The 26,183-nt window shown below is 50.5% G+C and carries 25 protein-coding genes and 1 tRNA gene; 11 read left to right on the top strand and 15 right to left on the bottom strand.

Annotated features, from left to right (window positions below; genetic code table 11):
- Positions 1 to 7 precede the first annotated feature (7 nt).
- The 8 genes from KHS78_RS14895 to KHS78_RS14860 all read right to left on the bottom strand — a co-directional run bounded on the left by KHS78_RS14895 (position 8) and on the right by KHS78_RS14860 (position 7,466).
- Complete coding sequence (locus KHS78_RS14895) at positions 8 to 877, bottom strand: hypothetical protein (protein ID WP_211829262.1); 870 nt, start codon at positions 875 to 877, stop codon at positions 8 to 10.
- A gap of 118 nt (positions 878 to 995) precedes the next feature.
- On the bottom strand, positions 996 to 1,439 hold the full coding sequence (locus KHS78_RS14890; protein WP_211829261.1) for a hypothetical protein: 444 nt from the start codon (positions 1,437 to 1,439) through the stop codon (positions 996 to 998).
- Between the two features lie 80 nt (positions 1,440 to 1,519).
- Positions 1,520 to 2,224, bottom strand: a complete 705-nt coding sequence (locus tag KHS78_RS14885; protein ID WP_246506515.1) for a class I SAM-dependent methyltransferase — start codon at positions 2,222 to 2,224, stop codon at positions 1,520 to 1,522.
- A gap of 228 nt (positions 2,225 to 2,452) precedes the next feature.
- Positions 2,453 to 2,872: an OsmC family protein gene (locus KHS78_RS14880; RefSeq protein ID WP_211829260.1), complete on the bottom strand. Its 420-nt coding sequence runs from the start codon at positions 2,870 to 2,872 to the stop codon at positions 2,453 to 2,455.
- Between the two features lie 111 nt (positions 2,873 to 2,983).
- The gene (locus KHS78_RS14875) at positions 2,984 to 4,678 is read right to left on the bottom strand and encodes an ATP-dependent nuclease (protein ID WP_211829259.1); all 1,695 of its coding nucleotides are present in this window, start codon (positions 4,676 to 4,678) and stop codon (positions 2,984 to 2,986) included.
- A gap of 82 nt (positions 4,679 to 4,760) precedes the next feature.
- Positions 4,761 to 5,441 carry a PQ-loop repeat-containing protein gene (locus KHS78_RS14870; RefSeq protein ID WP_211829258.1) on the bottom strand — a complete coding sequence of 227 codons (681 nt, stop codon included), beginning with the start codon at positions 5,439 to 5,441 and terminating at the stop codon, positions 4,761 to 4,763.
- A 105-nt stretch (positions 5,442 to 5,546) separates the two neighbouring features.
- Positions 5,547 to 6,809, bottom strand: a complete 1,263-nt coding sequence (locus tag KHS78_RS14865) for a HEPN domain-containing protein (RefSeq protein WP_211829257.1) — start codon at positions 6,807 to 6,809, stop codon at positions 5,547 to 5,549.
- Positions 6,810 to 6,908: 99 nt separating this feature from the next.
- Positions 6,909 to 7,466: a hypothetical protein gene (locus KHS78_RS14860; RefSeq protein WP_211829256.1), complete on the bottom strand. Its 558-nt coding sequence runs from the start codon at positions 7,464 to 7,466 to the stop codon at positions 6,909 to 6,911.
- Between the two features lie 336 nt (positions 7,467 to 7,802).
- Here KHS78_RS14860 and KHS78_RS14855 point away from each other — a divergent pair, with 336 nt between their 5' ends.
- The gene (locus KHS78_RS14855; RefSeq protein WP_211829255.1) at positions 7,803 to 8,156 is read left to right on the top strand and encodes a CZB domain-containing protein; all 354 of its coding nucleotides are present in this window, start codon (positions 7,803 to 7,805) and stop codon (positions 8,154 to 8,156) included.
- Between the two features lie 111 nt (positions 8,157 to 8,267).
- On the opposite strand, the gene KHS78_RS14850 is transcribed toward KHS78_RS14855, so the two are convergent.
- Entirely contained in the window at positions 8,268 to 10,244 is a 1,977-nt protein-coding gene (locus KHS78_RS14850; RefSeq protein WP_211829254.1) for a BCCT family transporter, read from the bottom strand.
- A gap of 417 nt (positions 10,245 to 10,661) precedes the next feature.
- Positions 10,662 to 11,456, bottom strand: a complete 795-nt coding sequence (locus KHS78_RS14845; protein WP_211829253.1) for a hypothetical protein — start codon at positions 11,454 to 11,456, stop codon at positions 10,662 to 10,664.
- Between the two features lie 196 nt (positions 11,457 to 11,652).
- On the opposite strand from KHS78_RS14845, the gene KHS78_RS14840 reads away from it, so the two are divergent.
- Positions 11,653 to 12,138, top strand: coding sequence for a hypothetical protein (locus KHS78_RS14840; protein ID WP_211829252.1), 486 nt, complete (start codon positions 11,653 to 11,655; stop codon positions 12,136 to 12,138).
- A gap of 269 nt (positions 12,139 to 12,407) precedes the next feature.
- Here the strand turns inward: KHS78_RS14840 and KHS78_RS14835 are convergent.
- Positions 12,408 to 12,494: transfer RNA gene (locus tag KHS78_RS14835), tRNA-Leu, on the bottom strand.
- Positions 12,495 to 12,820: 326 nt separating this feature from the next.
- Here KHS78_RS14835 and KHS78_RS14830 point away from each other — a divergent pair.
- Positions 12,821 to 14,017 carry an aromatic amino acid transport family protein gene (locus tag KHS78_RS14830; protein WP_211829251.1) on the top strand — a complete coding sequence of 399 codons (1,197 nt, stop codon included), beginning with the start codon at positions 12,821 to 12,823 and terminating at the stop codon, positions 14,015 to 14,017.
- A 48-nt stretch (positions 14,018 to 14,065) separates the two neighbouring features.
- Here KHS78_RS14830 and KHS78_RS14825 read toward each other — a convergent pair whose 3' ends face one another.
- A complete protein-coding gene (locus KHS78_RS14825) occupies positions 14,066 to 14,656 on the bottom strand; it encodes a PDC sensor domain-containing protein (RefSeq protein ID WP_211829250.1) in 591 nt (196 codons plus the stop codon).
- A 181-nt stretch (positions 14,657 to 14,837) separates the two neighbouring features.
- On the opposite strand from KHS78_RS14825, the gene KHS78_RS14820 reads away from it, so the two are divergent.
- Positions 14,838 to 15,878 (top strand): lipase secretion chaperone, encoded by a 1,041-nt coding sequence (locus tag KHS78_RS14820; RefSeq protein ID WP_211829249.1) that lies wholly within the window; start codon positions 14,838 to 14,840, stop codon positions 15,876 to 15,878.
- Between the two features lie 104 nt (positions 15,879 to 15,982).
- Entirely contained in the window at positions 15,983 to 16,936 is a 954-nt protein-coding gene (locus KHS78_RS14815) for a lipase family alpha/beta hydrolase (protein ID WP_246506513.1), read from the top strand.
- Positions 16,937 to 16,983: 47 nt separating this feature from the next.
- Here the strand turns inward: KHS78_RS14815 and KHS78_RS14810 are convergent, their stop codons facing one another.
- A complete protein-coding gene (locus KHS78_RS14810) occupies positions 16,984 to 17,565 on the bottom strand; it encodes a hypothetical protein (RefSeq protein ID WP_211829248.1) in 582 nt (193 codons plus the stop codon).
- A gap of 196 nt (positions 17,566 to 17,761) precedes the next feature.
- On the opposite strand from KHS78_RS14810, the gene queA reads away from it, so the two are divergent.
- The 5 genes from queA to secF all read left to right on the top strand — a co-directional run bounded on the left by queA (position 17,762) and on the right by secF (position 23,415).
- Positions 17,762 to 18,787 (top strand): tRNA preQ1(34) S-adenosylmethionine ribosyltransferase-isomerase QueA, encoded by a 1,026-nt coding sequence (queA, locus tag KHS78_RS14805; protein WP_211829247.1) that lies wholly within the window; start codon positions 17,762 to 17,764, stop codon positions 18,785 to 18,787.
- A 91-nt stretch (positions 18,788 to 18,878) separates the two neighbouring features.
- Positions 18,879 to 19,991, top strand: coding sequence for a tRNA guanosine(34) transglycosylase Tgt (gene tgt, locus KHS78_RS14800; RefSeq protein ID WP_425513971.1), 1,113 nt, complete (start codon positions 18,879 to 18,881; stop codon positions 19,989 to 19,991).
- Positions 19,992 to 20,087: 96 nt separating this feature from the next.
- The gene (yajC, locus tag KHS78_RS14795; protein WP_211829245.1) at positions 20,088 to 20,426 is read left to right on the top strand and encodes a preprotein translocase subunit YajC; all 339 of its coding nucleotides are present in this window, start codon (positions 20,088 to 20,090) and stop codon (positions 20,424 to 20,426) included.
- Positions 20,427 to 20,576: 150 nt separating this feature from the next.
- Positions 20,577 to 22,451: a protein translocase subunit SecD gene (gene secD, locus KHS78_RS14790; RefSeq protein WP_211829244.1), complete on the top strand. Its 1,875-nt coding sequence runs from the start codon at positions 20,577 to 20,579 to the stop codon at positions 22,449 to 22,451.
- A gap of 10 nt (positions 22,452 to 22,461) precedes the next feature.
- Positions 22,462 to 23,415: a protein translocase subunit SecF gene (gene secF, locus KHS78_RS14785; RefSeq protein WP_211829243.1), complete on the top strand. Its 954-nt coding sequence runs from the start codon at positions 22,462 to 22,464 to the stop codon at positions 23,413 to 23,415.
- Positions 23,416 to 23,484: 69 nt separating this feature from the next.
- On the opposite strand, the gene KHS78_RS14780 is transcribed toward secF, so the two are convergent.
- Positions 23,485 to 24,087 carry a short chain dehydrogenase gene (locus tag KHS78_RS14780; RefSeq protein WP_211829242.1) on the bottom strand — a complete coding sequence of 201 codons (603 nt, stop codon included), beginning with the start codon at positions 24,085 to 24,087 and terminating at the stop codon, positions 23,485 to 23,487.
- A 120-nt stretch (positions 24,088 to 24,207) separates the two neighbouring features.
- Here KHS78_RS14780 and KHS78_RS14775 point away from each other — a divergent pair, with 120 nt between their 5' ends.
- Positions 24,208 to 25,101: a LysR family transcriptional regulator gene (locus KHS78_RS14775; RefSeq protein WP_211829241.1), complete on the top strand. Its 894-nt coding sequence runs from the start codon at positions 24,208 to 24,210 to the stop codon at positions 25,099 to 25,101.
- A 41-nt stretch (positions 25,102 to 25,142) separates the two neighbouring features.
- Here the strand turns inward: KHS78_RS14775 and KHS78_RS14770 are convergent, their stop codons facing one another.
- A complete protein-coding gene (locus KHS78_RS14770; protein WP_211829240.1) occupies positions 25,143 to 25,955 on the bottom strand; it encodes an inositol monophosphatase family protein in 813 nt (270 codons plus the stop codon).
- Positions 25,956 to 26,183 lie beyond the last annotated feature (228 nt).

The raw sequence follows: 26,183 nt of genomic DNA, 5'->3' as shown, positions 1-26,183 counted from the left end.
ATGTTTGTCAATTCATTAGGTCAATATAGTGAACTAATTCTGTGAGCTTACTGTTGGTTTTAAATCCTGTTTTCTTTGAAAAATCTTTTTCGATTAATTCTAGTAATGTCTGATTGTTATCTCCAATATTTTCTCCAAAATTCATACGGATTGATTTAATGGTGTTATATGTTAAATTTGCATCGAAATAGTCCAGTACCAATAGTTCTTTTAGGTTTCTTTCCAGGCAGAATAAGTCTTTTGTCATAAGGCAAACATTAAAGTTGGCTTGAAGAATAACGCCTTCTTTGAATTGCCGTTTTTTAGGCTCACTAAGATGAGATAGTAAATCCTGGGCTTTACTCATTTGCTCGGTCAAATCGGATGGATTGTTTTTGTAGGCCCAGATGGATAAAGTGAGTCGTTCATTCGTCAAGTATGTTGCTCTATCATAATCTTTTCTCGAAACAGAAAGGCTAATTGCTTTATTTAAGTAGAGTTTGGCTTTATCTATGTTTCCTATTGCTTTATAAGCAAGTCCAACGGCTGATGTAAGTTCAATGTTCCCTGGGTTTTTTGGGATTTTATCTTCTAACTTTAAAAGTTTGTTATTTATGTTCATTGCATCCGAAGATGTTTTGTTTCTCGATGATAAGTAAAAAGAAACATCACTATGTAATGAAGAAATATCGATCTGTAGGCGCTCAGCAGTCCATTTTTTCTCATCGATCCTTGCCTCAATCATGCCGCCAAAAAACTGAAAGAGTGTCAATGAGAGAGCAATCAAAGCAATGATGTTTGGAAGGGAGCGAGCTTGTTTGGTTAAACTTTTAGATTGGTTTAACTCATGCTCGATATGTGAAAGTCTTTCTTCTAAAGATTTTTCTTTGCTTTCCATAACGTACCAGTAAATATTTCGTTGGAAGGTTTAAATTTAAGGGGAGGTTTATAGGTTTGCTATCGCCCCATGAAGCCGTTTGAGGATCCGAGCCGAAGGGCTGAAGTTAATTGCCCTGTTATGCGTTTTTTCCTTCTAGAGCGTCGCGTATCAGGCCAAATGCGCTACGATAGCGCTCATAATCAGGTATGTTCTTTGGGTTAAAGTTCACACCGGTTTTTCCCTTATTCGTTGATTCAACCAGGTAATGAGGAAAAACGTATATCTCCCTTTCTTGAGTTGGCTTGATTTCGCCATTCGTAATAGTGCTGGGAGCGTAAATAAAGATGAGGAAATCATACTCATCGCCACTGATATTGGCTTTGAACCCCGTGCGGCTATGCTTAACTTCGATTCTGCATCCTTTCGACAAATCGTGATTATTCACAATGATGTCGTAGTTGGCGTTATTTCTGGGCGCCTGGCTTACGAGCATGCCTGTATTCGCCGCAATTTCGCCCATGGCTAGAAATTCAGCCCCGTTCGAAAGTGCAGTCGTGATGCGGTGATTGACTTTTTTCATGCTACTCCCCATAAACGCATTATTGTATTTCGGTGTTTTCCGGCGGGCTTAACGCCGGAAAACACCACCCGGTTGCTTCATCAGGCAGGCAACTTTTCACATCGGACAAACAGAAAGTTGGGATTGTGTTTCAGGTGGTGATAGGTTTCTTCCGATATCGCTTTGGCATCTTCGGAGACGGTACCTTCTGTCAGCCTGGAGATCACTAACCCGGCAGCGGTGATCGCGTTGCAGATATCCGTCAGTGACCGGCGATAAACGTTGACGGTAACCGGCGTACCCACCGTGTTCCACTCTTCCTGAACCCGTTCCGTCGCAAAGTAATTACCGGAGGCCGAACACTCCAAATCGGCAAACGGATGGTGTGTGGAAAACACCATATAACCCCCGGGCTTTAACACCCGGTGCACGTCGTTAAAGACGACACGCAAATCTTCGAGGTAATGCAACACCAGTGGGCAGACGATGACATCGGCACTGTTCGCGGCTTCCTGCGGTAAGCCTGACGCGATGTCCTGAGCATAGGCCGCGACCTTGTCGCCAAACTTCCGTTTGACGATGGACACCATGTCGCTGGAGACATCCAGACACGTCACGCTGCGTGCAGACTGTTCGAGGAAATACCCGGCATAAATGCCTGAGCCACAGCCCATATCGATGACATCCAGGCCTTGCACATCATCCAGCAATGCCTGGAGGGAGGGGCGCTCCAGACAGGCGTTGTAGATATTGTTTCTTACCACCGAATCATACGTTTCAGCATGCTTCGTATACATCTCGGACATTATCGGTTCTCGAAAACAGCGCAGGCGCGAATCCGCCCGGGGAAATGAGGGGGCTTCACATCAGTGTTGGCCACGGGATCAACCTGTTAGACGGCCATTACCCGATGCGGGCATGGTCGTGAGCCAGCCCATTGTCGGCGTAGGCGCCTGACCTAAACAGTCGTATCCATGCGTATAGGGGGAGGCGAGGCCTTGCCCGGGGGCAACACCTCGAAAGGCCAATGTCGCTTAAGCCGCGGTTTCACGGTCACCGTCAACGACTTCAACCGAATGCGTGATCCTGATGGCGGGCTGCAACATTAAACACACGTGGCAGTATTTTGTGATGGCGTTTTGGGCTGCGAGGTCAACGTCTGACGCCGTAATCCCCTGACCCTTGACCGTAAAGTGCAGGTTGGCGGACTCATACAGCCTCGGCTCACTGTCTGTGAGGGTGTAGGTCACCTGGTTATTCAGGCTTTCCAGGTTTACCCCTTTATCCTGAAAATACAGGGCCACGTCGGTGGCACTGCAGGAACCCAGTGCGGACAACAAGAGCTCCGTCGGGCAGGGCGCCTGCGCGTTCTCGGCATCGACCTCAACCATGAAACCACCGGATGTGGTGACTTTGAATTGGCAATCACCTTGCCAGTCGATATTGATGCTCATATCGGGTCTTCAAAATAAGAATGAGAAAAATGAGAGTGTTCAATGCCGCGCTCTGTGGCAGATTTGGAGTACAGCGAAAAATTGGTCCGACAGCAGCGCCTTGTTACATTTTTAACTATTCCAGGATTCAATAGACCTGCATACCCGTTCCATGCTATCGCTAATGTTTAACATTTGAGAAAGATTTTCTCTGGTCATATGGGGAATTAGTTCTTCAGCCATTAGCGTTTTTTTACTACTATATTTAGTGCCTTCACCACTCACTAGCTGATCAAGATAATCAAAATAATTATCATATCTTCCAACATGCTCCGTGACATGAACACCCCAGCGAGCAGATACTACTTCAAGTGGAATATAATTCTCGATCTCTTTTCCTCTAGTGATCCAGCAAAACGCATTTAACGCATCAAACTCGTCTTTGATTCTCTGCTTCGTATCATTTATTCTTGATTGCCGACTTCTTTTATCGCTATCAATTAGGATAAGAGCATTCCTGTTAGCATTTAGTATAGATATCCCGCTTTCTATGTCTTCTGGGTTTTCTGCCGTCAAATGAGATAGCAAGCGCCCACCATAGAAAATTATTTGGTAATGGGTTCCCTCTTTAAGAGTTCCATTACTCCAAAGATCTATCCATCTATTTAAGTAAATTCTGTCAGATGGCCCTTCAACCCAAATCACACCATTAGATTGAAGAATATCACTAGCTCTAATGTCTAGATCATCAAGAATTCCATTGTTTTCAATATAGGTTTTCGCAGTTGTACATTTAGATGATTGCTGATCATGAGTGACATGTATGATTTGTGCGTCTGACTGCTTGCTAAACTGATCGATCAGAACGTTTGAGTGTGTTGTAAGAAAATAGATAAAATCATGTTCTATGGATGCTTTGTATATATACTCGTTAAGTCTTCGCAATAAAGCAGGGTGTATATTGTTTTCAAGTTCTTCAAAGCCAAAAACATAACTATTTAGAGGCTTACCTTCGAGGTGAGGAACCAAAATTAAGCAAGCTAATACAGACATCACAGTTTTTAACCCGCTGCCAGACTGTGAAAGAGGTATTCTTCCTTTATGTTCTTCCTCTAAGTAAATCTCCCATGCATTGTTATCGTGGAGTTGGCATACGATGTCTGTAAAACCAGCATCATGTGCAAATATTTCGTTTAGACCCTCTAATATATTCCGCTCAACAAGATCGCTAGGAAGATCGGACTTGTTAATGAAGCACTGGATTGCATTTGTAAGCCCGGTTCCGTTTGTCGATATTTTTATATCTGTTGTGCTCGCGGGCTCAGGAAGGATATCTCTCTCAGCCAAAAGCCTACGAAAAACTTTGCCCTCTAAGAAAATGGGCATGTTTTTTGGCAAGTGTTTATGGTAATCCCCACTTTGCCGTAGTGGTGGACGAATGCCTTCATCATCACAATATATAAGGATAGAATTATTATTTCTTTCCTCTCCGCTCTTAGACCACTTGATGGTTTTTCCAATGTATTGCCGACCATAGTCCCCATGGTTTCCGCCGATTTGACCACCTCTTGTATTATTTGGAAAAGTCCGAGTGGCAACCTCCTCGGTAACGACTGACTGAAAAAACACTTGGGGGCGCTGGTTGTCCCTCCATGTACTTCTATCAAATTCATATTTCTTTGATGTTACCGCATCGATTAGATCTAATAAAGACGACTTTCCAGAGTTGTTTCTGCCAATAATTAGATTCACCCTCTGAATGGCATCAAAGCCAACCTCTTCACTGAAGCATTTATAGTTCTTAACCATAATTTCTAATTGATGCACTATATAGTTCCTTGAAATGTAACGAATCGATGTGGGGCTGAACATTAGTACAGTCCCACACGGTTAACTTTGATATTTTTGATTATGTTGTTAAACTGAGTAAGCCCAGTTTCCATGTTGTTAGTGAAAGTGCTGCAATACCAAGCAAATATGGTCCAACTAAATCCAGATTTTCTCTATATTTGAAGAAGGCAGTGAATTGGTATTTGAACTCATATGCTAGCAATTTTAAATAATCTGCTCTACGCCAGTCATTTGTGAAATTTGTAAGCGAAATTAACTCTTCATATTCTTCAATGCCGTCTTCATGATGATGTGAGGTTGGATATAGCAACCCACGTTTAAAAATACCAGTAATGTGGTATTTGGATGCTTGTATTCCGGGTTCATCACCACCGCACACATTTATCGCATTCGCCAGTAGTCCATTAACACTTTCTGCTTCGTAGTGATAATAAAAGATTTTACGGTCTCTTAGCATTCTGCTAGACCACAATTTATATAATTCTTCATGATAGTGGTGAGCATACGTGTAGTAACGAATCAGAAGGAATGCCACGGCTAATAAAAGAAAATAACTAAGGCCTGATTGGTTTGTGAACTCAATTTTAAAAATAAATGTATTGGCTTCTTTGAAAGTTGCCCCTGTAAAATTGATGGCAAGCATCAAAATTGAAAGGCCTACAAGTGATTTTCTTTTACCTTGAAGTCCTTCATCTTCATCAATTTTTTTTCTGTATTCAACTAGCTTTTCTTCAGGCATGTACTTCTAAATAATCCTCATGTTGTTGAAGTGTTTTAGTTGCGGTGGCAAATAATGTTTAAAACAGGTGCGCCGTAGGCATCATCTTCTTTAACTTCTGAGATTTTAGTTGATTTCCCGAATGTGGCAGTTTTTTATGTTGTCGTACATTTTTATAGCAATAATCTGTTTGTTTTCGTCATCATTATTCTGAATGTATTCTTCCAGTCTTGAAAGGATACGCTGTTTTCTGTTTAGTAGTTTATCTGCTTGGCCTCCAAGCCAGTCAGTAAACAACTGGTTCTCTGTAACTTCCAACCAGCTGTTTAGCAGATCAACATCATCTTTGAATACTTCGATGATTAGTTCAGGGCTGTGAGATAACAGCGTTTCAAAGAAGTCTGCAAGCTCTAGCGATATAGCGCCATCTCTATTTTCCCATGCTTCTTTAAGCATTTTTAATGGGTAAGAACATTTCTGTTGATCGCCAACTTTGAAAAGCTTTAAAGCTTTCTCTCTATTTTGTTCAAGCCACTCATATCCTGATGATGAAGAAATTGAATCTAACTTCAAGATCAATTCTTGAGATAGTTTTAATACTTTTTCTGCAGTTGATTTGTCAATTGCATCTATTAAGTGAACCGAGTCATTTCGTTTTCTTCTGACTTCATTTATCAGGGAAATATCTTCTTTACTAAGAATTCTGTTTTTGGCAGCAATTTTAATAATCTGATAGGAGTTTTGTTTGTTGGTTGAAATCCCCTTGGTTTCGAGTATACGCTTTAATGAAAACTCCAAAATCTTATTTGATTCGAGAACAGACATGTCATACATATCATTCTTAAGAAGATTTTTTGCGCGTGATAAAACCTCTACACTTTCCTTTCTTTCTTTCTTTCTTTCTTTCTTTCTTTCTTTCTTTCTTTCTTTCTTTCTTTCTTCCTTTCTTTCTGCTTCAAGAAATTTGAGTTTTATCGACTTGCTTAAGAATATATAAGTGAAGCCTGCAAATATGCTGCTCAGGAATCCAGATGCAAAATGAATTAGCAGATCTGGAATTTGGTGGACGTATTTTCTTGTTTCATTTAGTGCAATTGTTAATGCCCAAAAGACTAAAAAGACAGGCGGTGTTGCTAGAGCTAATGTGTAGCATATATCACTTATAGTATCTAATATTTTAATGTGTGTAGAAGAAGCAAACTGTAGTGAAATAAAATATACGGCTAAACCGAGGAAAGCAGTCAAAATAACATAAGCATACTCAATAGTGATTTTAATATTGAAGATGTTAAATCCTATGCTTGTATTGGTATCAATTAACGGTTTGAATGCAAAAACAGCAAGCAAACCTATTGTGAAACCAACTTTCGTTTTGAAGAAATCATCCATTTATGGATGCGCTCCTTTTAAAATTAACTCCGCGGTAGGGGGCTGTCATGTAGCGCCATCGGAATAGCGCTATCTGCCGAGGGCGATAACACCGCTTTGTTAGTGATTTTTGTATTCATTGGTTCTGATTCGCCTGAGAGCTTCACGCTCAGCAGCTCCAACTGCATAATTTTTGTTTCCACCTTTGACGCTAGCCACAACACTGTGGCCGCAGTTTTCACAAATAAAGTCAGTCTTCTTAATATCAGAATAGAAATCACGACATGAACTATCGTCGTAAACTAGATTGGCATCACATCGAGGGCAAAAACACCATATGTTGGAAATCTGATTGCCAACCCAGTACCACCGCCATTTTGCACCAAACATAAAATCTTCAACGTATTTTTTGTATTCTGGTTCTGCTTTTTCTCCTTTGATTTCAAAGAATATTGCCAATGAGCCAATCAGGGCAAGAAGAAACACAAAAAGCCAAGCCCAGCCAGGTAAAGCGTAGGAGTCTATTAAAGCCTCCCAAAACCAGAGCACGCTATTCCTCAGCCAAGATAAAAGGGTAACAGCGTAAGCTCGTATCTCGGGCACCACTAACAGAATGACACCTGCAAGAACTGATGCAATGACACTGTTTCTAATTGATTTGTATGAGTTTTCGCTCATATCTCTCCTTGAGCACTAACAGAGGTTTGTGTGAGCTGGCACGTCTGATCGATGTAGAAAACGACATAATCTAGGTTCGCGTTATTTGTTAGGCACGCTACCGCCCGCCGGCCCGCACACTCTTTACCGGAAAAGCTCACCACACACTTTGAGCAACTAATGTCGTCTATTTTGACGGGAGCCGAGATTATACGGATGTACCGGATAATGAAAATGACCTGAATCGTATTGCAGTCAGGCAGAAGATACGCTGTTGTGGCGGGTCTCAACGCGTTTTCCCAGCTGCACACTCTTGGCTAAGCTTAAAAAATCACGGGTTTTGGCAAGGATGACACCATGGATATCAAGGATCAGATAGAAAACGGCATCATCGCCCATGGCGTGTGGAAAATGCGCATCCGACGGGCCATCACCTCCGGCCAGAGTGATTGGGAACCGGAGGTGGTGCGTCAGGATAACCAGTGTGAATTCGGCCAGTGGCTTTATGGTCTGGAAGATAAATCGTCACCTTTCTTTGAAGACGTAAAATCCCTGCATGCGGAATTCCACAAAACCGCCGCAGCCGTTCTGGCCATGGCCCTGGCAGGCAACAAGGATAAGGCGATAGCCGCCCTCAATGTCGGCGGTAAGTACGACACCATTTCCCATGCCTTGAGCGAGAAGCTCATGGAGTGGAAACGCCAGGCGTAACCGTCAGCCCCTGCCATAATGGCCCGCTGGGTGCGGGCCACCTTCCAGTAAAATCATCCTTCGAATCGCTTACGCACCCGCAGGCGTGTGACAGGTTGCTGTCCCTTGCACCTAGCGCATCATATGCAGGAAATGCATGTGCTTCTCGTACTGGTCAATAATGTCCCCAATCACCTGGGCTTTCGTCCAACCCATAATGTCGTAGTCCTGCCCGCCCTCTCTGAGGAACACTTCCGCCCGGAAGTATTTCCGTTCTTCGTCGTCCTCTTCATCCAGCATAAAGCTGGGTTGCAGGTACGAACGCGGGTACACCTGGTAAAGAAAATCAATTTCGTCGCCATGCAGCATCACCAGGCTGGGCATGGACTTTTCTTTATCAAATTGAATGGTGCTGTCGACATTGCGTTTCTTCAGTTCTTCGCTGACCGCTTCCATGGCCGGTATCACGGTCTCCTTCACGAAGTGGTTCACATGGGCTTGCCGGGGGAAATGCACCAGGGTCTTCAGGCGGTTCTGCCAGGGGATGGTGACATGGCCCACTTTCGGGGTGAGCTGGGTCTGGGCCAGGCTCTCTCTCTTGGTAGCATCAATATTGAGTGCCTTGAGCAACCCATAGGTCGACAGTAGCAAGACAATGGAAAACGGCAGGGCGCTGGCAATGGTGGCTGCCTGCAGGGCCTGTAACCCGCCCGCCAGCATCAGGGTCAGTGCGACGGCGCCGATGACGCACGACCAGAACACCCGCTGCCACACCGGCGCCTTGCTGTCACCGCCGGAGGCCAGCATATCGATCACCATGGCGCTGGAATCCGAAGACGTCACGAAAAAGACGACCAGCATGATCACCGCCACAAGCGACAAGACGCTTGAAAACGGGAAATACTCCAGGAACTTGAACAGCGCCAGGGAGACGTCCTGCTGAATCACGGTCCCCAGCTCTGTCGCGCCACGGTTCATGATCAGGTCGATCGCCGTGTTGCCAAAGACGGTCATCCAGATAAACGTGAGCCCGGTCGGCACGAAGAGTACCGCCGTAATAAACTCCCGAATGGTCCGGCCTTTTGAAATGCGGGCAATAAACATCCCGACAAAGGGCGACCAGGATAACCAGAATGCCCAGTAAAACAGCGTCCATCCGCCGATCCAGTCGGTGGGTTGGTAGGCGTAGAGGTTGAAGGTTTTATACACGATCTCCGATAAATAGCCGCCGGTGTTCTGCACCAGCATCTGCAGCAGCAGGACCGTCGGGCCCAGGCAAACAATCATCAGCATGAGGATCAGCGCCAGCAGCAGGTTGGCCTCGGAGAGCCGGCGAATGCCCTTGTCGAGCCCGGTGGCGACGGAGAGTGTCGCCAGGGCGGTGATGACGACGATCAGGATGGTCTGGTTGACTGGCGTGACCGGAATGCCGAACAGGTAATCCAGCCCGGCGCTGATCTGTGACGCCCCGAGCCCCAGGCCGGTGGCTACACCGCACACCGTGCCGATGATGGCGAAGATATCCACCGCATGGCCAATGGGGCCGTGGATCTTGTCACCAATCAGCGGGTACAGGGCGGAGCGCAGGGTTAAGGGCAACCCGTGGCGGTAGCCGAAAAAGGCCAAAATCAGGGCGACGATGGCGTAGATCGCCCAGGCGTGCAGGCCCCAGTGGAAGAAGGTGATTTTTATCGCTTCCCTGGCGGCGGCCACGGTACCGGGGTCGCCCATCGGCGGGGATAAAAAATGCATCACGGGCTCGGAGACGCCAAAGTAGAGCAGGCCAACCCCCATGCCTGCAGAGAACAGCATGGCGAACCAGGAGCCAAAGCTGAAGTCCGGCTCGGAATGGTCCGGCCCCAGTTTGATGTCGCCGTAGCGGGACAGGCAAAGAAAGATCACGCAGATCATGATCAGCGCGACGGTAGCGATATAAAACCAGCTGGCATTGGTCGTGATGCTGGCCTGCATCTGGCCAAAGTGTATCCCGGCTTCCATAGGGAAGAGGGCGGTGTAGCTAACCAGCAGGAAAATCAGAATCGCGGAACCCCAGAAAACCGGGGGGTTAATCTTGTGACGGGCCCGTTGGGTGGGCGCTGGTTGGGACATGAGAACAGCCTACAGCCTTATGCAGCGAATGATGAACGTCGGAGGAGTGTGCGGAAGGGGCGTAATTATTACATTTCAAAACATTAGAGATCAAAGTGTGTTTCCGGTGTTCTGAGGATAGCCAACGGGTGTTTATCCGTAGAGCGTTGGCGGGAGGTTATGTGGTAAGCGGGTTTTGCTGGCAGGCGTCATCTTGCAGAGACACCGTGAGTGTGGGAATGAATGACCTTTACCTGTTGTCCCGATGGCTGTTCGGGCGGTCATTCGAAGGCGTGTGCGAGGGCTGGTCATGGCTTCTCCGGATCTGAAAAATCAGAAGCCGGAGAAAGAGGGTGCAGTGTTGAGAACGGGGAAGTTTGTGGGTGTCCCCTTTGTTGTTGGTTTTGTTGTTTGTTGCTGGCAATGTCTTCCGAAGTATTAGTTAGGGTATGGATCATTCACTTTTACAATAACCTCTGAATTGTTTGTAATATAATTTACAACTTCCTGTTGTTGTTCAAAATCAAGCTCCGATGCAGTCTGCTTTAAGTTATAGACGTAACCATTACTGAACTCAATTTCATAAGATGAACGCCGAACAATGTTTCCATTTGGCGCTTTGAACGATTTGGTTAAGGTTATGGATTTGATGTCTTCAAAACCGAACTCTTTCTCTCCTAAACTAAATACGGTATTGGCAACAAATGTATTTTTAGTGACTCTAATGTATGAGTCCAGGAGTAATAGAGAAAAGACCAGACACACTGGCAAGATCGCTAAACTCATGTACTTGAGCATCTTCCAGCCGTCTATTCCATGCTTTAAATTGGTGTATTCGGTATATTCTGCATACCTCTCTTTACCTAGCAATCCCAAATACAAATAATGGAGAGGTATTGCCGCAAGAATTATTGACATGAATATTGCGGGTAGAGCCCAAGCTATTCTTGGTAGGGGGAATAGGTATACGTTGTTATCCGCCAACTGAGATATCCTGTAAGTGTATAACCCATCCAAGACATACCAAATCAAAAAGCCTATAGCAAAACTAAAGATAAAAAAGAGTATTAAGGGGATATGAGTATTATATTTTGAATATTCGTTTTCTAGCTGCTCTAGACTCTTTTCTGTTGTTTTTTTAGGTTGAAGCTTTTTTACCTTTGCAAGCAATCCCATGATGATCGGGACGAATATTATGGCCGCTATTGGGCCGATTATGGATGATATGTCCATGTGTTCCTTTCTCCCTGATCGCTTCTTATAAGGGCTGCTTTGATGTTTTAATTTGGGGCAGCTTGGTGTATTTCTTTATTATATATTTATATTTTACTCCCGGATGAAAGCAGTCAGTATTTTTAGATAAAGTGATGTATAGTTATTGGGATTTACATAATTACTGCATTATTTATTTATGTTGATGGTAATTATTATGCCTTTAATTGATAAGAGTAATTTCATTCAGTTAGAAGATCTGTTTCATGATATTTTGAATTTTGAGCCAATTACACTGAAACCCGAGGATAAGCAGAACCCTATGCATAAGGATTTCGTATTTACAGTGCATAAAAGCGGTGATCAGTATATGTTGACCTCCATTGTAGACAGCCTTAAGACGATGGTTGCTCCCGATGGTGATTATCTATTTGTAGTGCTGACTTATGAGGCATTCACAATTTACTGTGCGCCCAATATATATGACTATTGGGGGTCACTACAGGGGCACACTTCCCTGGCAATGCGCGAAAGCGTGAGGTACGCGGGGCATATGAAAATTGCCGGCGGCACCTTGACCCAGTGGTCTAATGCTAGCGGTCATTATAAGCCCCCTGAAGCACTACATCAGAGCAATTTGAATCCATATCTTAGAACGCTTCTTCCTGCAGGCAAATTTACTAATTATGTTTTTTATACGTGAACGATTGAAGGGGTATATATCGCACACGTTTATACATGACTGAAATCTCTACAATCGAGCGATTTGTTCAGGAAGGTAATCAATAGCAACGTATCGGTAATGCTTGCGATATGTACGACACTTGTAGTTCAAGGTTGCCGCTAGATACGTAAAATCTATCAGTTGTTTTGGGAAGATTGAGTGCACTCATGTCACGTGTATGCCACGAGCATCAAAATGACGGTAATTGAGGGAGTGCAGAGAAACTGCGTAGTTGCTTGATTTTAGGGTGGTAGCCGAGGCCGGACTCGAACCGGCACGCTTTTAAAGGCAACGGATTTTGAATCCGTCGTGTCTACCAATTCCACCACTCGGCCATAGTAGATCATCGGAAGGCTATGAGCGTGCAGCAGGAAAATGCCACGTTTCACACGCAGAAACTGCGTTGGAACCCTTCCGAAAGCGAGCGGGAGTATATCAAAACCTTTTCAGCATGCAACAGACTTTCGTGCTGTTGTGCGCGTTTATATCGGAACATTTCGCCGGCAGGGGGGTCAAATTTGCAGGGGGCGTGTGTTTGTACGATGTTGTCAGTGTGGTTTTGCCACCGTCATCCTTGATACGCCGTTGTGATGGCTTTCCCCTGGTCGCCCGGGTACCCGTTGTCATCGGGTCCGCCACTGTCGTGAACGAAAGGAGTGTTATGCAGAGCAGAACCCTGGGCAGCACCTTCATTATTGCCGGTACGTCCATCGGCGCAGGGATGATTGCCATGCCGCTGGTGACGGCGATGGTGGGTTTTCGGGCCGCGGTTGTGTTGATGGTGGTGAACTGGTTGCTGGCGGCGGGGTCGGGTCTTCTGGTGGCCCAGGTCTGTTGTGCCCGCAAGAATGTGACGACGCTGTTTGGCGCCGCCAGTGAGCAGCTGGGCCGGCCCGGTCGTGTGTCGGCGACGCTGGCCACGATCTGTCTCCCTTATGCGCTGTGTGCGGCTTATATTGCCGGGGCTGCGGGTTATCTGGCCGGTTCCCTGGAGCACTGGTTTAGCCTGGGGCTGCCGTTTGGCGGGGAGGCCATTGCGGTCACTCTGGTGTTTGCCGCCGTCATCCAGGCCGGTACCCGTTATGTTGACTGGGTGAACCGTTCCCTGTTCCTGCTCCAGCTGGTCATGCTGGCTGTGCTGCTGGTTTCCTTGCTGCCTGCCGTTGACTGGGCCCGGCTCGATAGCCCCATGACGTCGCCCCACTACCTGGCGGCGGCACTGCCACTGTTCTTTACCTCGTTTGGTTTTCAGGCCACGGTACCCAGCATTGTCCGCTATCTGGAGGGGGATCCGAAACGTATCCGTCCGGCCATCCTCTGGGGGGCGAGCCTGCCGATGCTGATTTACCTGCTCTGGACGGCCGCTTCCAATGGGGTGGTTTCCCATGATGCCCTGGTGCAGATGAGCCAGGAGCAGGAGCCCGTCAGTGCGCTGGTCATCTCTCTGAGTGAAACCAGCCAGTCAGCCGGTGTGACGACGGCTATTTCGTTGTTTACGGCACTGGCGCTGACGACCTCTTTCCTCGGGGTGGCATTGGGGTTGTTTGACTATATGGCGGAAGCCATGGGGCATGCGGATTCCGTCAAGGGACGCTGTCGGACCGCGGCCATTACCTTCCTGCCGCCCCTGGTCGCAGTGTTGCTGGTGCCGGGTGCGTTTATCGCCGCCCTGGGTTTTGCGGCCGTAGCCTTGGTGGTATTGGCGCTGTTGTTGCCGGGGCTGATGGTCCGGAAGCTCTATGGCGGCTGCCTTGAAGGCTGGCAACGCATGCTGTTATGGCTGGTGATGGGGGTCGGCGGGGTGATTATTCTGGCTCAGGTGGCGGTGGCTGTAGGTATTATGCCACGTCTGGGTTGAGGGGATGTGCCATCTGGTTGATGGCGTGTATCCGCAGCGGGTAATGCGTTATTGCTGTTTGCCCAGGGCCTTCAAGGATACGCCAACGACCAGAACGCCAATCGTCTTACCCTGGTCCATGACCGGCACTGAGACCTGAACTGACATGGTGCGGGTGCTTTTGTCGAATTCAGGCTCCCCAATGAACACCTTGCCCTTGCCGTTATTAAACGCATTGAGCCATTTGTCTTCGTCGCCCTGCCAGTAGTCTGATGTGAACTGGGTGACGGCGACATTGGCGCCCTTATTATCGCAGAGGAACATTTCGGGGTAGCGGGGTCTGTGCTTGTCTGCCACCTTCCGTAAAAACTGGGCGGCAGGATGGTGAAAGGCGCGGATCATCAGGTTATTGGGCGAGCCCTTCTGTTTCATCACTTTTTTCCAGCTGGCGTCCATTCTTTTGATGGCGCTGAGTGGAATATCCAGCTCATTTTGCTTTCTGACCGCGTCAATCACCTTCTCTAAGCTGACCCAGGTTCTGATCATCTGGATATCCTGATCCAGCTGGGCTTTCATGGCAGACGTCAGTCCCTGGGCTTGCAGGGAGGAGGTCAGGCTCAATAGTAGTGTCATCAATGCCAGAAGGCAGAGGCGGTGCATGGACGTTCCCTCGTCACAAATCAAGATGGTAATAGGAACACTATAGGAGAGTCTGGCCTGGTTAGCCTCTTTAGGCACTGGCCGGGTTCATGTTGAACACTGTCGTCTGTTGCAGGCAGCCGGCTTTGAATGCCCTATAATCGTGCACATCTGTACAGAATAATAACTATAATGTGGCAGCATGAAGCGTTTCTTCCGGTTTTCTACCGTACTCTCTCCTTATCTCGCTGGCGGGTTAGGCCTGTTGCTGGCCTGTTTGTTTCTGGTCTCCTTTTGGTTGGTTGAAGCGCCATCGTCAGTAGTGCCCGGCGGTGAATTGGGCGATACGGCCGATCCGGCACTGGCTCAGCACCACGCGGTCGCTGCCTTGAATATGGAATCGTCGGTGTCACCTGTTGCTCTTGATAATCGCCTGCCTCACTCGCTGCGGGGGACGGTGCCAGATGGTGCTATCCAACTGGATGCCGACGGTAATCTGGTCATCACCCGTGGTATTCGCGATCGCTTTGACTACTACCTTTCAACGTTGGGTGAAATCTCACTGGTACAGCTGGTCGACAGGATTGAGTCTGAACTGACAGCCGGTTACGCCCCTGGTGTGGCTACTCGCCTGAGAGCATTGCTGCACCAGTATATTGATTACCGGGAAGCCTTAATGGCGGAAGCGCTTGAAGCGTTGCCGCCCCTGGGGCATCAGATGGATATCACCGACTACCGTCAGCGCTGGCAGAAACTGTACGACCTGCGCCGGCGCCATTTCCCTGGCGACGTGGCGGACGCTTTCTGGGGTGCGCAGGAGCGATACGATCAGTACGCATTGGAACGCATCAGTCTTCGAAATGATCCCGGCCTCTCAGAGGGTGAACGGCAGGCGGCTTTGTCCGTACTGGCAGAGACCTATGCCGATGTGGCCAGCGCTTCAGTCGCGGCTCATCAGCCGTTGGCGGTGCTGTCTGCGCAGCATGTGGCTGCATCGGAAGCGGTAGACCCTGCGGCTTTATATAGTCAGCGGGCTTCCGTCTGGGGGGATGCGGCGGCTGAGCGACTGGCCGCGCTGGATCAAGAAAGGCAGGCATGGCAGCAACGGTTGCAGGCCTACCAGGAGGAGCGGACTATGCTGGTGGCGTCCGGTGTTGATGAAGCCGCGTTGGCCACATTGCAGCGCGAGCATTTTTCTGACCATGAACTGCGGCTTGTACAGGCCATGGAGCGATTGCAGTAGCAGTAAGCATCCAGCGTTAGCCGGGTGAATCATCGGAACTCTGGGCAGTCGGGAGTGACCTCAATAACAACAAGAATCAACGATAATCGGGATTGAGCAGAGCAATGACAACACAGGTAATGAAAACAGGCATCGCCGGGCTGGCGCTGGCGATATTGGTGGCGGTCAGTCAGCCATCACAGGCGTTCTGGTTCTGGAAAAAGAAGGATACCTATACCGAAACGCAATACCCCATCGTTTTGGTCCACGGCATGCTGGGTTTTGATGCGGTGCTGGGGGTGGATTACTGGTACCGGATCACCGGCGAGCTGACCCGGAGTGGGGCCGAGGTCTATGTGGCCCAGGTAACCGCGCTGGACAGTTCCGAAGCCCGTGGGCTGGAGCTGATTGCACAGCTGGAAAACCTCAAGGCGATTACCGGTGCCGACGGTTTTAACCTGATCGGCCACTCCCACGGTGGGCCAACCAGCCGGGTGGCGGCCAGCCTTCGGCCGGATTTGGTGAAGTCGGTGACCAGTGTCGGCTCACCCCATAAGGGCAGCCCGGTGGCCGATGTTGTACTGGGTGTCAGCGAGAGCCCGGTGGCGGAAACCGTAGTGACCGGTGTGCTTAACGGCCTAGGGACGCTGATCAATGGCTTGTCCAGCAATCCGACCGATAACGGGCAGGATGCCATGGCCTCTCTGCAAGCCCTCAGCCCGGCGGGCAGTGCAGCGTTTAACCAGCAATATCCGGAAGCGATTCCGGCGGATTGCGGTGAGGGGGATTATGCGGTCAACGGTATTCGTTATTACTCCTGGAGTGGAACAGAACCGTTTACGAATCCGTTGGATGTCACGGATTACGCCCTGACGCTGGTGGCCCTGGCCTTTGATGAGCCGAATGACGGGCTGGTGGGGCGCTGCAGTTCCCACATGGGCATGGTGATTCGGGATGACTACAAGATGAATCACCTGGATGAGGTGAACCAGGTGCTGGGGATTCACAGCCTGCTGGATACGGATCCGGTTACGGTATACCGGCAGCATGCCAACCGGTTGAAGAACGCGGGGCTGTAAACAGCAAGGGAGGGACTGAGAATGTCCTTCCCTTTTGGTGTGCGGGGTTACTTGTCGTCGGGGATATTTGCCGAAAAAGAAATGGCAAGAATGTTGCCGTCATCATCCGTATTAAAAATGAAGCCTTTCAGATCTCTGAAAAACGTGTTCCGAATAAAGAACCATTGATTCCCTTTCTGTCGGATTGCTTTGCCCTTGAGGTTGTCATAAGCATATCGGTTTTGGATGGGATAAAGGATGTTCAATGCTGTTTCCAGGATACGTGCATCATCCAGTGTTTTAATCTGGAAACTCTTTTTGAACAGGCGTTGTAAATCGGGTAGTGGTTGATTGGTGGTTGGGCGCTCCAGGTAAATATATTGCTGGTTCACCTTGGCCAGGGTGATGCCTTCTTTCGTGTTGGTGTTGTGGCCGGTTTGGCGCTTTCTGATGGCAAAACGGTAAAACTGTGCCGTAAATAGTGTCTCAAGGATTTTGTTTTGCAGTGGCTGGGCTCTGGCTTCCGGGTCATTGCTGTTCTGTGGCGTGGGGTGGGCTGACCGTTCACTCTCCACTGCCCGGGTTTCTGCTGATGTCTGGGTGATTGCTGCCAGCAGGATGACGAGTACGAAAGTGAGTGTATATTTCACACCATGGATCCTTTATTTGTGCGTATTGATTGCAATCCGTTGTGTTGATGTGGGTGAGCGCTAGTCCTCTCCCTATACGTTTTTATTTAAGACGGTTTCGCTGGATGGTGCGCCAGCGGAGGATAATACGGCCTGACTTTCGGCCTGACTTTGGTTATGCTTGCCGCCTTTTTTATTCAGTGAGGTTTTACGCTGGATGCGCGTCAGCGACTTTCACTTTGATCTGCCAGATGATCTGATCGCCCGTTACCCCATGCCCGAACGTACCGGCAGCCGCCTGCTGGTGGTCAATGGGAACGACTCCCTGGAACATAAGCACTTCAGCGATATCGTGGATCACCTCAACGAGGGTGACTTGCTGGTGCTGAATGATACCCGGGTGATCCCGGCCCGTCTGTTTGGCCAGAAAGCCACCGGCGGCAAAATCGAGGTTATGGTCGAGCGGGTGCTGGATGAGCACCATGTGCTTGCACAGATCCGGGCGAGCAAATCCCCCAAGCCGGGTTCCCGGGTGATCCTCGAGCAGGATGTGGAAGCGGAAATGGTGGAGCGTCAGGATGCATTGTTCCTGCTGAAATTCCTCACGGATGAGCCGGTTCTGAATGTGCTGGATCGCCTCGGCCATATGCCATTGCCGCCTTATATTACCCGTGATGATGAATTGAGCGACCGGAGTCGCTATCAGACGGTTTACGGTTGTAAGGAAGGTGCGGTTGCAGCCCCTACGGCTGGCCTGCATTTTGATGAGGCGCTGTTTGAGCGTCTGGCGGAAAAGGGCGTTGAGAAAGTCTTTGTGACCTTGCATGTGGGTGCCGGCACCTATCAGCCGGTACGGGTGGATTCCATTGAAGACCATCACATGCATTCAGAATACCTGGAAGTCTCTGGAGAGGTCTGTGAGGCGGTTCGCCGCACCCGTGAACGGGGCGGTCGGGTAGTCGCTATAGGCACTACCTCCGTGCGCAGTCTGGAGACCGCCAGCCGCGATGGTGAGCTGAAACCCTATGCTGGCGAAACAGATATTTTCATTTACCCCGGTTACCCGTTCCAGACCGTGGATATGCTGGTAACCAATTTTCATCTACCGGAATCGACCCTGCTGATGCTGGTGTCGGCTTTTGCCGGTTATGACGAGATTATGCACGCCTACCGGGAAGCTGTAGCTGAGCGCTACCGTTTCTTCAGTTATGGCGATTCGATGCTGCTGACCCGCAGGGATTAGATTCCCTGCCATTTCATAGATCAGGGCAGTACAGCACAGCGTTAGATGCGTTTACGGAGTCTGCAGAGAGTCAATGCGTAAAGAATGTTTCATGTCGTTCGAGAAACTGGGACAGGACGGTCTTGCCCGTCGTGGCCGGCTGACGTTTCCCCGTGGTACCGTGGAAACCCCCTGCTTCATGCCAGTGGGCACCTATGGCACTGTCAAGGGTATGCTGCCCCGGGATATCCATGAGATTGGCGCCGAGATCATTCTGGGCAATACCTTCCACCTGATGCTGCGTCCGGGTACCGAGATCATCCGTCAGCATGGTGATCTGCACGATTTCAATGGTTGGGACAAACCGATCCTGACCGATTCCGGCGGTTTCCAGGTGTTTAGTCTGGGTGAGCTGCGCAAGATCACCGAGGAAGGGGTATCCTTCCGCTCGCCGGTGGATGGCGCCAAGGTGTTCATGAGCCCGGAAATCTCCATGCAGGTGCAGCGGGAGTTGGGTTCCGACGTCGTTATGATTTTTGACGAGTGCACACCGGGTGATGCCGACAAGAGCCAGGCGGCGGATTCCATGGAGCTCTCCCTGCGCTGGGCGGCCCGTAGCCGTGAAGCCCATGCGGACAGTCCGTCAGCCCTGTTCGGTATTATTCAGGGCGGTATGTTTGAAGACCTGCGACAGCGTTCTCTCGACGGTCTGCTGGAAGTGGGTTTTGACGGTTATGCCATCGGCGGCCTGAGTGTCGGCGAAAGCAAGGACGACATGCACCGTATTCTCAGCCATACCCCGCACCGGATTCCGGAAGAGTATCCCCGTTACCTGATGGGCGTGGGCAAGCCGGAAGATATCGTGGAAGCGGTACGCCGCGGTGTGGATATGTTCGACTGCGTCATGCCGACCCGCAATGCCCGTAACGGTCATCTGTTCACTGACGAAGGTGTGCTGAAAATTCGTAACGCCATTCACAAGCGTTCTGAAGAGCCGCTTGAGGCTGGGTGTGACTGCTATACCTGCCGCAACTTCAGCCGCGCGTATCTCCATCACCTGGACAAGTGCAACGAAATGCTCGGCGCCATGCTCAATACCATTCACAACCTGCGCTACTACCAGCGGGTGATGGCTGGATTGCGGGGAGCCATTGAACAAGGTAAATTGGAGCACTTTGTGAGCGGGTTCTACGCTAAACGGGGCATGCCGGTACCGGAACTCTGATACCGGACGCCGTCTGTTATCCGGATGCTGGCCGACGGTGGCATCGGAACCATGAATGTTAATTTTAATGTGTTGTAAGCAGGAGTAATCGGGGAAATGATTCCTTTTATCAGTCAGGCGTTTGCAGATGGGTCGGCTGGGGCACCCCAGGCCCTGGGCGGTATGTTCCAGTTCGTGATGCTGGGTGTGTTTTTCCTGATCTTCTGGCTGCTGATCTGGCGCCCCCAGAGCAAGCGCGCCAAAGAGCACAAGAACCTGGTCGGTGGGTTGTCCAAAGGGGATGAAGTGGTGACTTCCGGCGGTATCCTGGGCCGTGTCTCCGGTGTGACTGATGACTACGTCACCCTGCAGGTGGCGAACAACATGGAACTGAACTTCCAGAAGTCTTCCGTCGTGGCCGCCCTGCCGAAGGGTACCATCAAGGCGATTAAATAACAGGAATGGACAGACCTGGCCGCTGAGCGGCCAGGTCTTTTTTGTCTGTACGGAAGGTTTCTCCCGGTCGGCCCTGGCCGTGCCGGCAGGTGGTGACCCGCGCACAGCGCATGTATCCAGGCCTTGTCAGTAGCAGGAAACAATAGAGCCATGCTCAATCGTTACCCTTTATGGAAATACCTCGTCATCCTGGTTGTGGTGGCGGTCGGTATCATTTACGCATTGCCGAACCTGTACCCGGATGATCCGGCAGTGCAGATCTCTGGTACCAGTTCTTCCCAGACCATCGGTCAGCCCACACTGAATAGAGCCACCAAAATCCTTGAGCAGGCCGATATTGCGGTCAAGGCTGAGGAAGTGAATAAAGGCTCTGTGTTGATCCGCCTCAAAAATGCGGACCAGCAGCTGTTGGCCCGGTCGCTGATCAAGGACAATCTGGGCGACGACTATGTGGTGGCGCTGAACCTGGCCTCAACCACACCGGAGTGGCTGATATCCATTGGCGCGCATCCAATGAAGCTGGGTCTGGATCTGTCCGGTGGTGTGCACTTCCTGCTGGAGGTGGATACTGACAAGGCAGTACAGACACGGATGGAAGTCTACAACACCGAAATTCGTACCCTGCTGCGCAAGGAAAAGCTGCGTTACCGCAGTTTGCCGGGCGGCGGCGAAACCGGTGTGCGTGAGCTGGGTTTCCGTGCAGAAGCGGTGCGCGACAAGGCGGTTAAGACTATCAGTAAGGAGTTCCCTGATCTGATGGTGGATGCCAGTACGCGCGGTGATCTTTTCACCGTCCGTTATCAGCTGACTGAGCAGCGTATTAAGGAAATTGCCGACTACGCGGTTCGCCAGAATCTGGTGACAGTCCGTAACCGGGTGAATGAGCTGGGTGTTTCCGAGCCGCTGGTGCAGCGCCAGGGCCGTAATAACATTGTTGTCGAATTACCTGGTGTTCAGGATACCGCTGAGGCCAAGCGTATCCTCGGCAAGACTGCCAACCTGGAATTCCGTCTGGCAGCACCTTATGACGCGTCTGTCGCGGTCAGTGAGAATTTCTCTTTCCGAAATGATGAGCGCCGTACCGCCCGGATTGAGCGTGATGTCATCCTGACCGGTGACCAGGTCTCCAATGCCCGTTCCACGTTTGATGCGCAAAGTGGTGGTCCGCAGGTCAATATTGATTTGGATAACCGCGGCGGTCAGCTGATCAACCGCGCGACCCGTAACAATGTTGGCCGCAGCATGGCGGTATTGTTTATCGAGCAGAAGCCCGTGACCCGCTACGAGACCAAGATGGTCGACGGCGAGGAAGAGCGGGTGAAGGTGCAGTCTTTCCGCGAAGAGAAGAGCATCATCAGCCTGGCGACCATCCAGAGTGCGCTGGGTAACAGCTTCCGGATTACCGGTCTGGATTCTGCGGCTGAAGCGTCCGAACTGGCACTGCTGTTGAGAGCGGGTTCACTGGCTGCACCCATGCACTTTGTTGAAGAGCGTACGGTCGGCCCGAGCCTGGGTAGGGAAAATATCCAGATGGGTATTAATTCCACCATTGTTGGATTTGTGCTGCTGCTGGTGTTCATGGTCGTGGTGTACCGGGTCTTCGGTCTGTTTGCCAACGTTGCCCTGTCCCTGAACCTGGTGTTGATGGTGGCTGCAATGTCCCTGCTGGGGGCGACGCTGACCATGCCGGGCATTGCCGGTATTGTCCTGAGTCTCGGTATGGCGGTTGACGCCAACGTGCTGATTTTCTCCCGGATTCGTGAAGAATTGCGCAATGGGCTTTCTGTACAGAAAGCAATCCATGATGGGTATGACCGGGCGTTTGTGTCTATTTTTGACGGTAACATCACGACGTTGCTGGTGGGTGTTATCCTCTATGCCGTGGGTACCGGGCCGATCAAGGGCTTCGCGGTCACCCTGTCGCTGGGTATCATCACGTCCCTGTTCACGGCCATTGTCGTGACCCGTGCGCTGACGAACCTGGTGTATGGCGGCCGTCGCGATCTCAAGAAACTGGCTATTTGAGGGCTTATCCATGGCAGGTGAAAAAAGCACGTCCGATGCTGCTGGAAGGCCGGACTTGAAAGTTATTCATTTTATGAAGGTGCGGACACTGGCCACTGTGCTGTCCGTTATCCTGGTGCTGGGATCCGTGGTGAGTCTGGCGGTTAACGGCATTAACTGGGGATTGGACTTTACCGGTGGCACACTGGTAGAACTGTCCTACGACAAGCCGGCGGATATCAGTGAAATCCGTGACCAGCTGGAGCAGATGGGCCACGGTGACGCCATTGCCCAGGAGTTCGGCTCGGAGTCTGATGTGCTGATCCGTATTCCCGGTGATATGGCGACACTGGGTAATAGTGTGTCTGAGAACCTTGCGGCGCAGTACGACGGTAAGGTTCAGGTGAAGCGGGTTGAGTTCGTAGGGCCTCAGGTTGGTGATCGTCTGCGTGAGCAGGGCGGGCTTGGCATGCTGATGGCGCTGGGTCTGGTCATGGCCTATATCGCTTTCCGGTTCCAGTTCAAGTTCTCCGTGGGAGCGGTGACTTCACTGGCGCACGATGCGATTGTTGTGCTGGGTGTGTTCTCGTTCTTCCAGTTGCAGTTTGACCTGACGGTTATGGCGGCATTGCTGGCGGTTATCGGTTACTCACTGAACGACACCATCATTGTGTATGACCGGGTGCGGGAAAACTTCCGCAAGATGCGTAAGGGTACGGCGATTGAAATCATCAACGTCTCCCTGACGCAGACCCTGGGCCGGACACTGGCGACCTCGGGTACCACGATCATGGTGCTGTTGTCCCTGTTCTTCCTGGGTGGCGACATGATCCACAACTTCTCCGTGGCGTTGTTGATCGGTATTGTTATTGGTACGTCGTCGTCCATATACATTGCCTGTAACGTCCTGCTTTACATGAAAATCAGTCGTGAAGATCTGATTATTCCGGTGAAGAAGGATGATGAGCTGGATGATATGCCTTAAGCAGGGTGGTATTTCTGGTGCATAAAAAAGCCCCCGTTTAACAGCGGGGGCTTTTTTATGGGAGGGCGGTTAAACGTAGTCGCGGACATCAAGGATTTGTCCGGTCATATTGCCTTCGATGCTGGCCTGGTAGGCGTTGGCCGTTTGCTCTGCCGAGAGTGTGCCTTCGGTACCCATGCCCATGGCCTGTGCGGTTTCTGTCACAAAAACCGGGCTGACAGTGTTCACGCGCAATGATTCTCCCAGCTCCAGGGCAGCAGCCCGAACGAAGCCTTCCAGTGCGCCATTCACCATGCTGAGGGAAATGCTGCCCGGTATAGGGTTCTGGGCGAGGAAGCCGCTGGTCAGGGTCACGGAGCCGCCTTCGCTCAGGTACGCCTTGCCGATGCGTACCAGGTTTACCTGTCCCATCAGCTTGTTATCCAGACCCAGTTGATAGTCTGCATCGCTCAACTGCTCAAGGGTGCCGAACTGGGCCATACCTGTTGTGGACACCACGGCATCAACAGGACCAATTTTCTCGAACAGTGCTGTAATGGAGGCTTTGTTGCCTAAATCGACCTGGTAGTCGCCGCTGTTATGGTTGGCGGTAATCACCTCATGACTTGCATTCAGTTTCTCGGTCACGGCCTTTCCGATAGTGCCGCTGGCGCCAATGATAAGAATTTTCATAGTGTTCTCCTGTGTTCTTAAAGGGTGTATTGCGCTGCCTGTAGGGTTGGACTATAGGTTTTTCATAAAGTTTGATAAATAATCGTTAAGTGAAATCATTTTTCGAATAATTGGAATAATATGGATAAGTTGCGCGCAATGACGGTGTTTCGGGAGGTTGCCAGGCAGGGGAGTTTTACCCGCGCATCGGCTCAGTTGAGCTTGGCGACGTCTGCGGTGAGTCGCTATGTCGCAGAGCTGGAACGTTGGCTGGATACGCAGCTGATTTACCGGACAACACGCAGTATCAGTCTGACGCCGGCTGGTCGGACTTACCTGGATCAAATGGATGAGATTCTGCAGAGGGTTGATCGGCTGGAGCTGGCCGTCAAACAGCAGCAGAGCACAGTGAGTGGCATTCTTCGGATCACAGCGCCGCTCTATCTGGGTCAAAAATGGTTATCCCCCTTGGCCGCTGAATTCATGGGGAAGTATCCCGGTGTCGATATTTCGGTATTTTTGACGAATCGACATGTGAATATGGTAGAGGAAGGGATGGATCTGGCGCTTAAGATTGGCAGGCTGAAGGATTCCAACTTCAAATACCGGACCGTATCCCACACGCTGGTGACCTGTTTTGCCAGCCCGTTGTACCTGGCGCGTCACGGTACGCCAAAAACCCCTGATGATCTCAAGGCGCATAACTGTCTTTATGATTCTGTGGTCGGGCCGTCCAAACGCTGGCATATGGTGGATCCGGCCAGCGGTCGCGAGTTGAGCGTGGCAATTGATGGTCGTTACGAGGTCAACAGTGGGGAGATGGTCAAGCAGGCGGCACTGGATGGTATGGGCATTGGCTATCTCCCCGACCTGTTTATTGAGGAGGAGTTGGGCACTGGTGAGTTGTTGCCTGTACTGGAGGAATACCGTCAGGCGGCTGTGCCCATCTCGCTGGTTTATCCGCAGAATTGGGGGGTGACGCCACTTCTGCGTACGTTTGTGGACGCAGTTGTTGAGCAGTATGGCGTTGTTTGATGCGGGAGAGTCGGGAAATCCGTGGATTCCCCGAAAAGCGATTACCTGAGACTTTCGCTGACAAACGGCTGAATGCGCGTCAGGATTTCACGGAAGCATTTGGGGTTGCCGCAGACAATTTGGCCTTTCTCCAAGTGCTTGTCGCCGCCACGGAAGTCGCCCACAAAGCCGCCGGCTTCGGTGATCAGCAGGCAGCCTGCTGCCATGTCCCATTCGTGCAGGCCGAATTCCCAGAAACCGTCGAAGCGACCGGCAGCCACGTAGGCCAGATCCAGGGAGGCGGCGCCTGCGCGACGGATGCCGGCAGTATCACCCACCAGGCTGCGGAACATGCCAAGGTAGCTGTCCAGGTTGGCCATCTGGTTTTCACGGAAGGGGAAGCCGGTGCCAATCAGGGCACCTTTCAGGTTGGTGCGGTCAGCGACGCGAATACGTTTGCCGTTCAGGGTGGCGCCACGGCCGCGGCTGGCAGTGAATTCTTCCTGGCGAATCGGGTCAAGAATAACGGCGTGTTCGATTCTGCCTTTGTACTGGCAGGCGATAGAGACCGCAAATTGCGGCATGCCGTGGATAAAGTTGGTGGTGCCATCTAGAGGGTCGATGATCCAGAGGTAGCTTTCACCTTCGCCGGTGCCGGGCTGGTGGCCGCTCTCTTCACCCAGGAACCCGTGGTCGGGATAGGACTTCTTGAGTATCGAGATAATGGCGCGTTCTGCCGCTTTGTCGACGTCGGTCACATAGTCGTTGGCGCTCTTGGCCTGTACTTTGATGACGTCCAGCTGCTGGTATGCCTGGGCGATAATGTCGCCAGCCTTGCGTGCAGCACGCAGGGCGATGTTAACCATCGGTTGCATGAGGGTCGCTGTGCCTGTGCAGTGTTAAAGAACCGAATGCCTTCACGTTATGATGAGTATGCGAGAACGGATACTGCCGCTTTCAGTCGTGAAGATCAGCAAAACCGGGAATTCTACTCCTGAGTTGCGCTCCGGTCACTACCGGATAATCGCAATAGACAGATTTCTTCCCGAAGGGGGAAATGACGCCAATATATGGGCGGATCTGGTAGACTGCGCCGCTGGATG

Source organism: Kistimonas asteriae, from assembly GCF_018263925.1.
In the GTDB taxonomy this organism is placed as follows: domain Bacteria; phylum Pseudomonadota; class Gammaproteobacteria; order Pseudomonadales; family Endozoicomonadaceae; genus Kistimonas; species Kistimonas asteriae.
The sequence above is the reverse complement of the archived record's forward strand: the minus strand, read 5'-3'. Positions and strand labels throughout refer to the sequence as shown.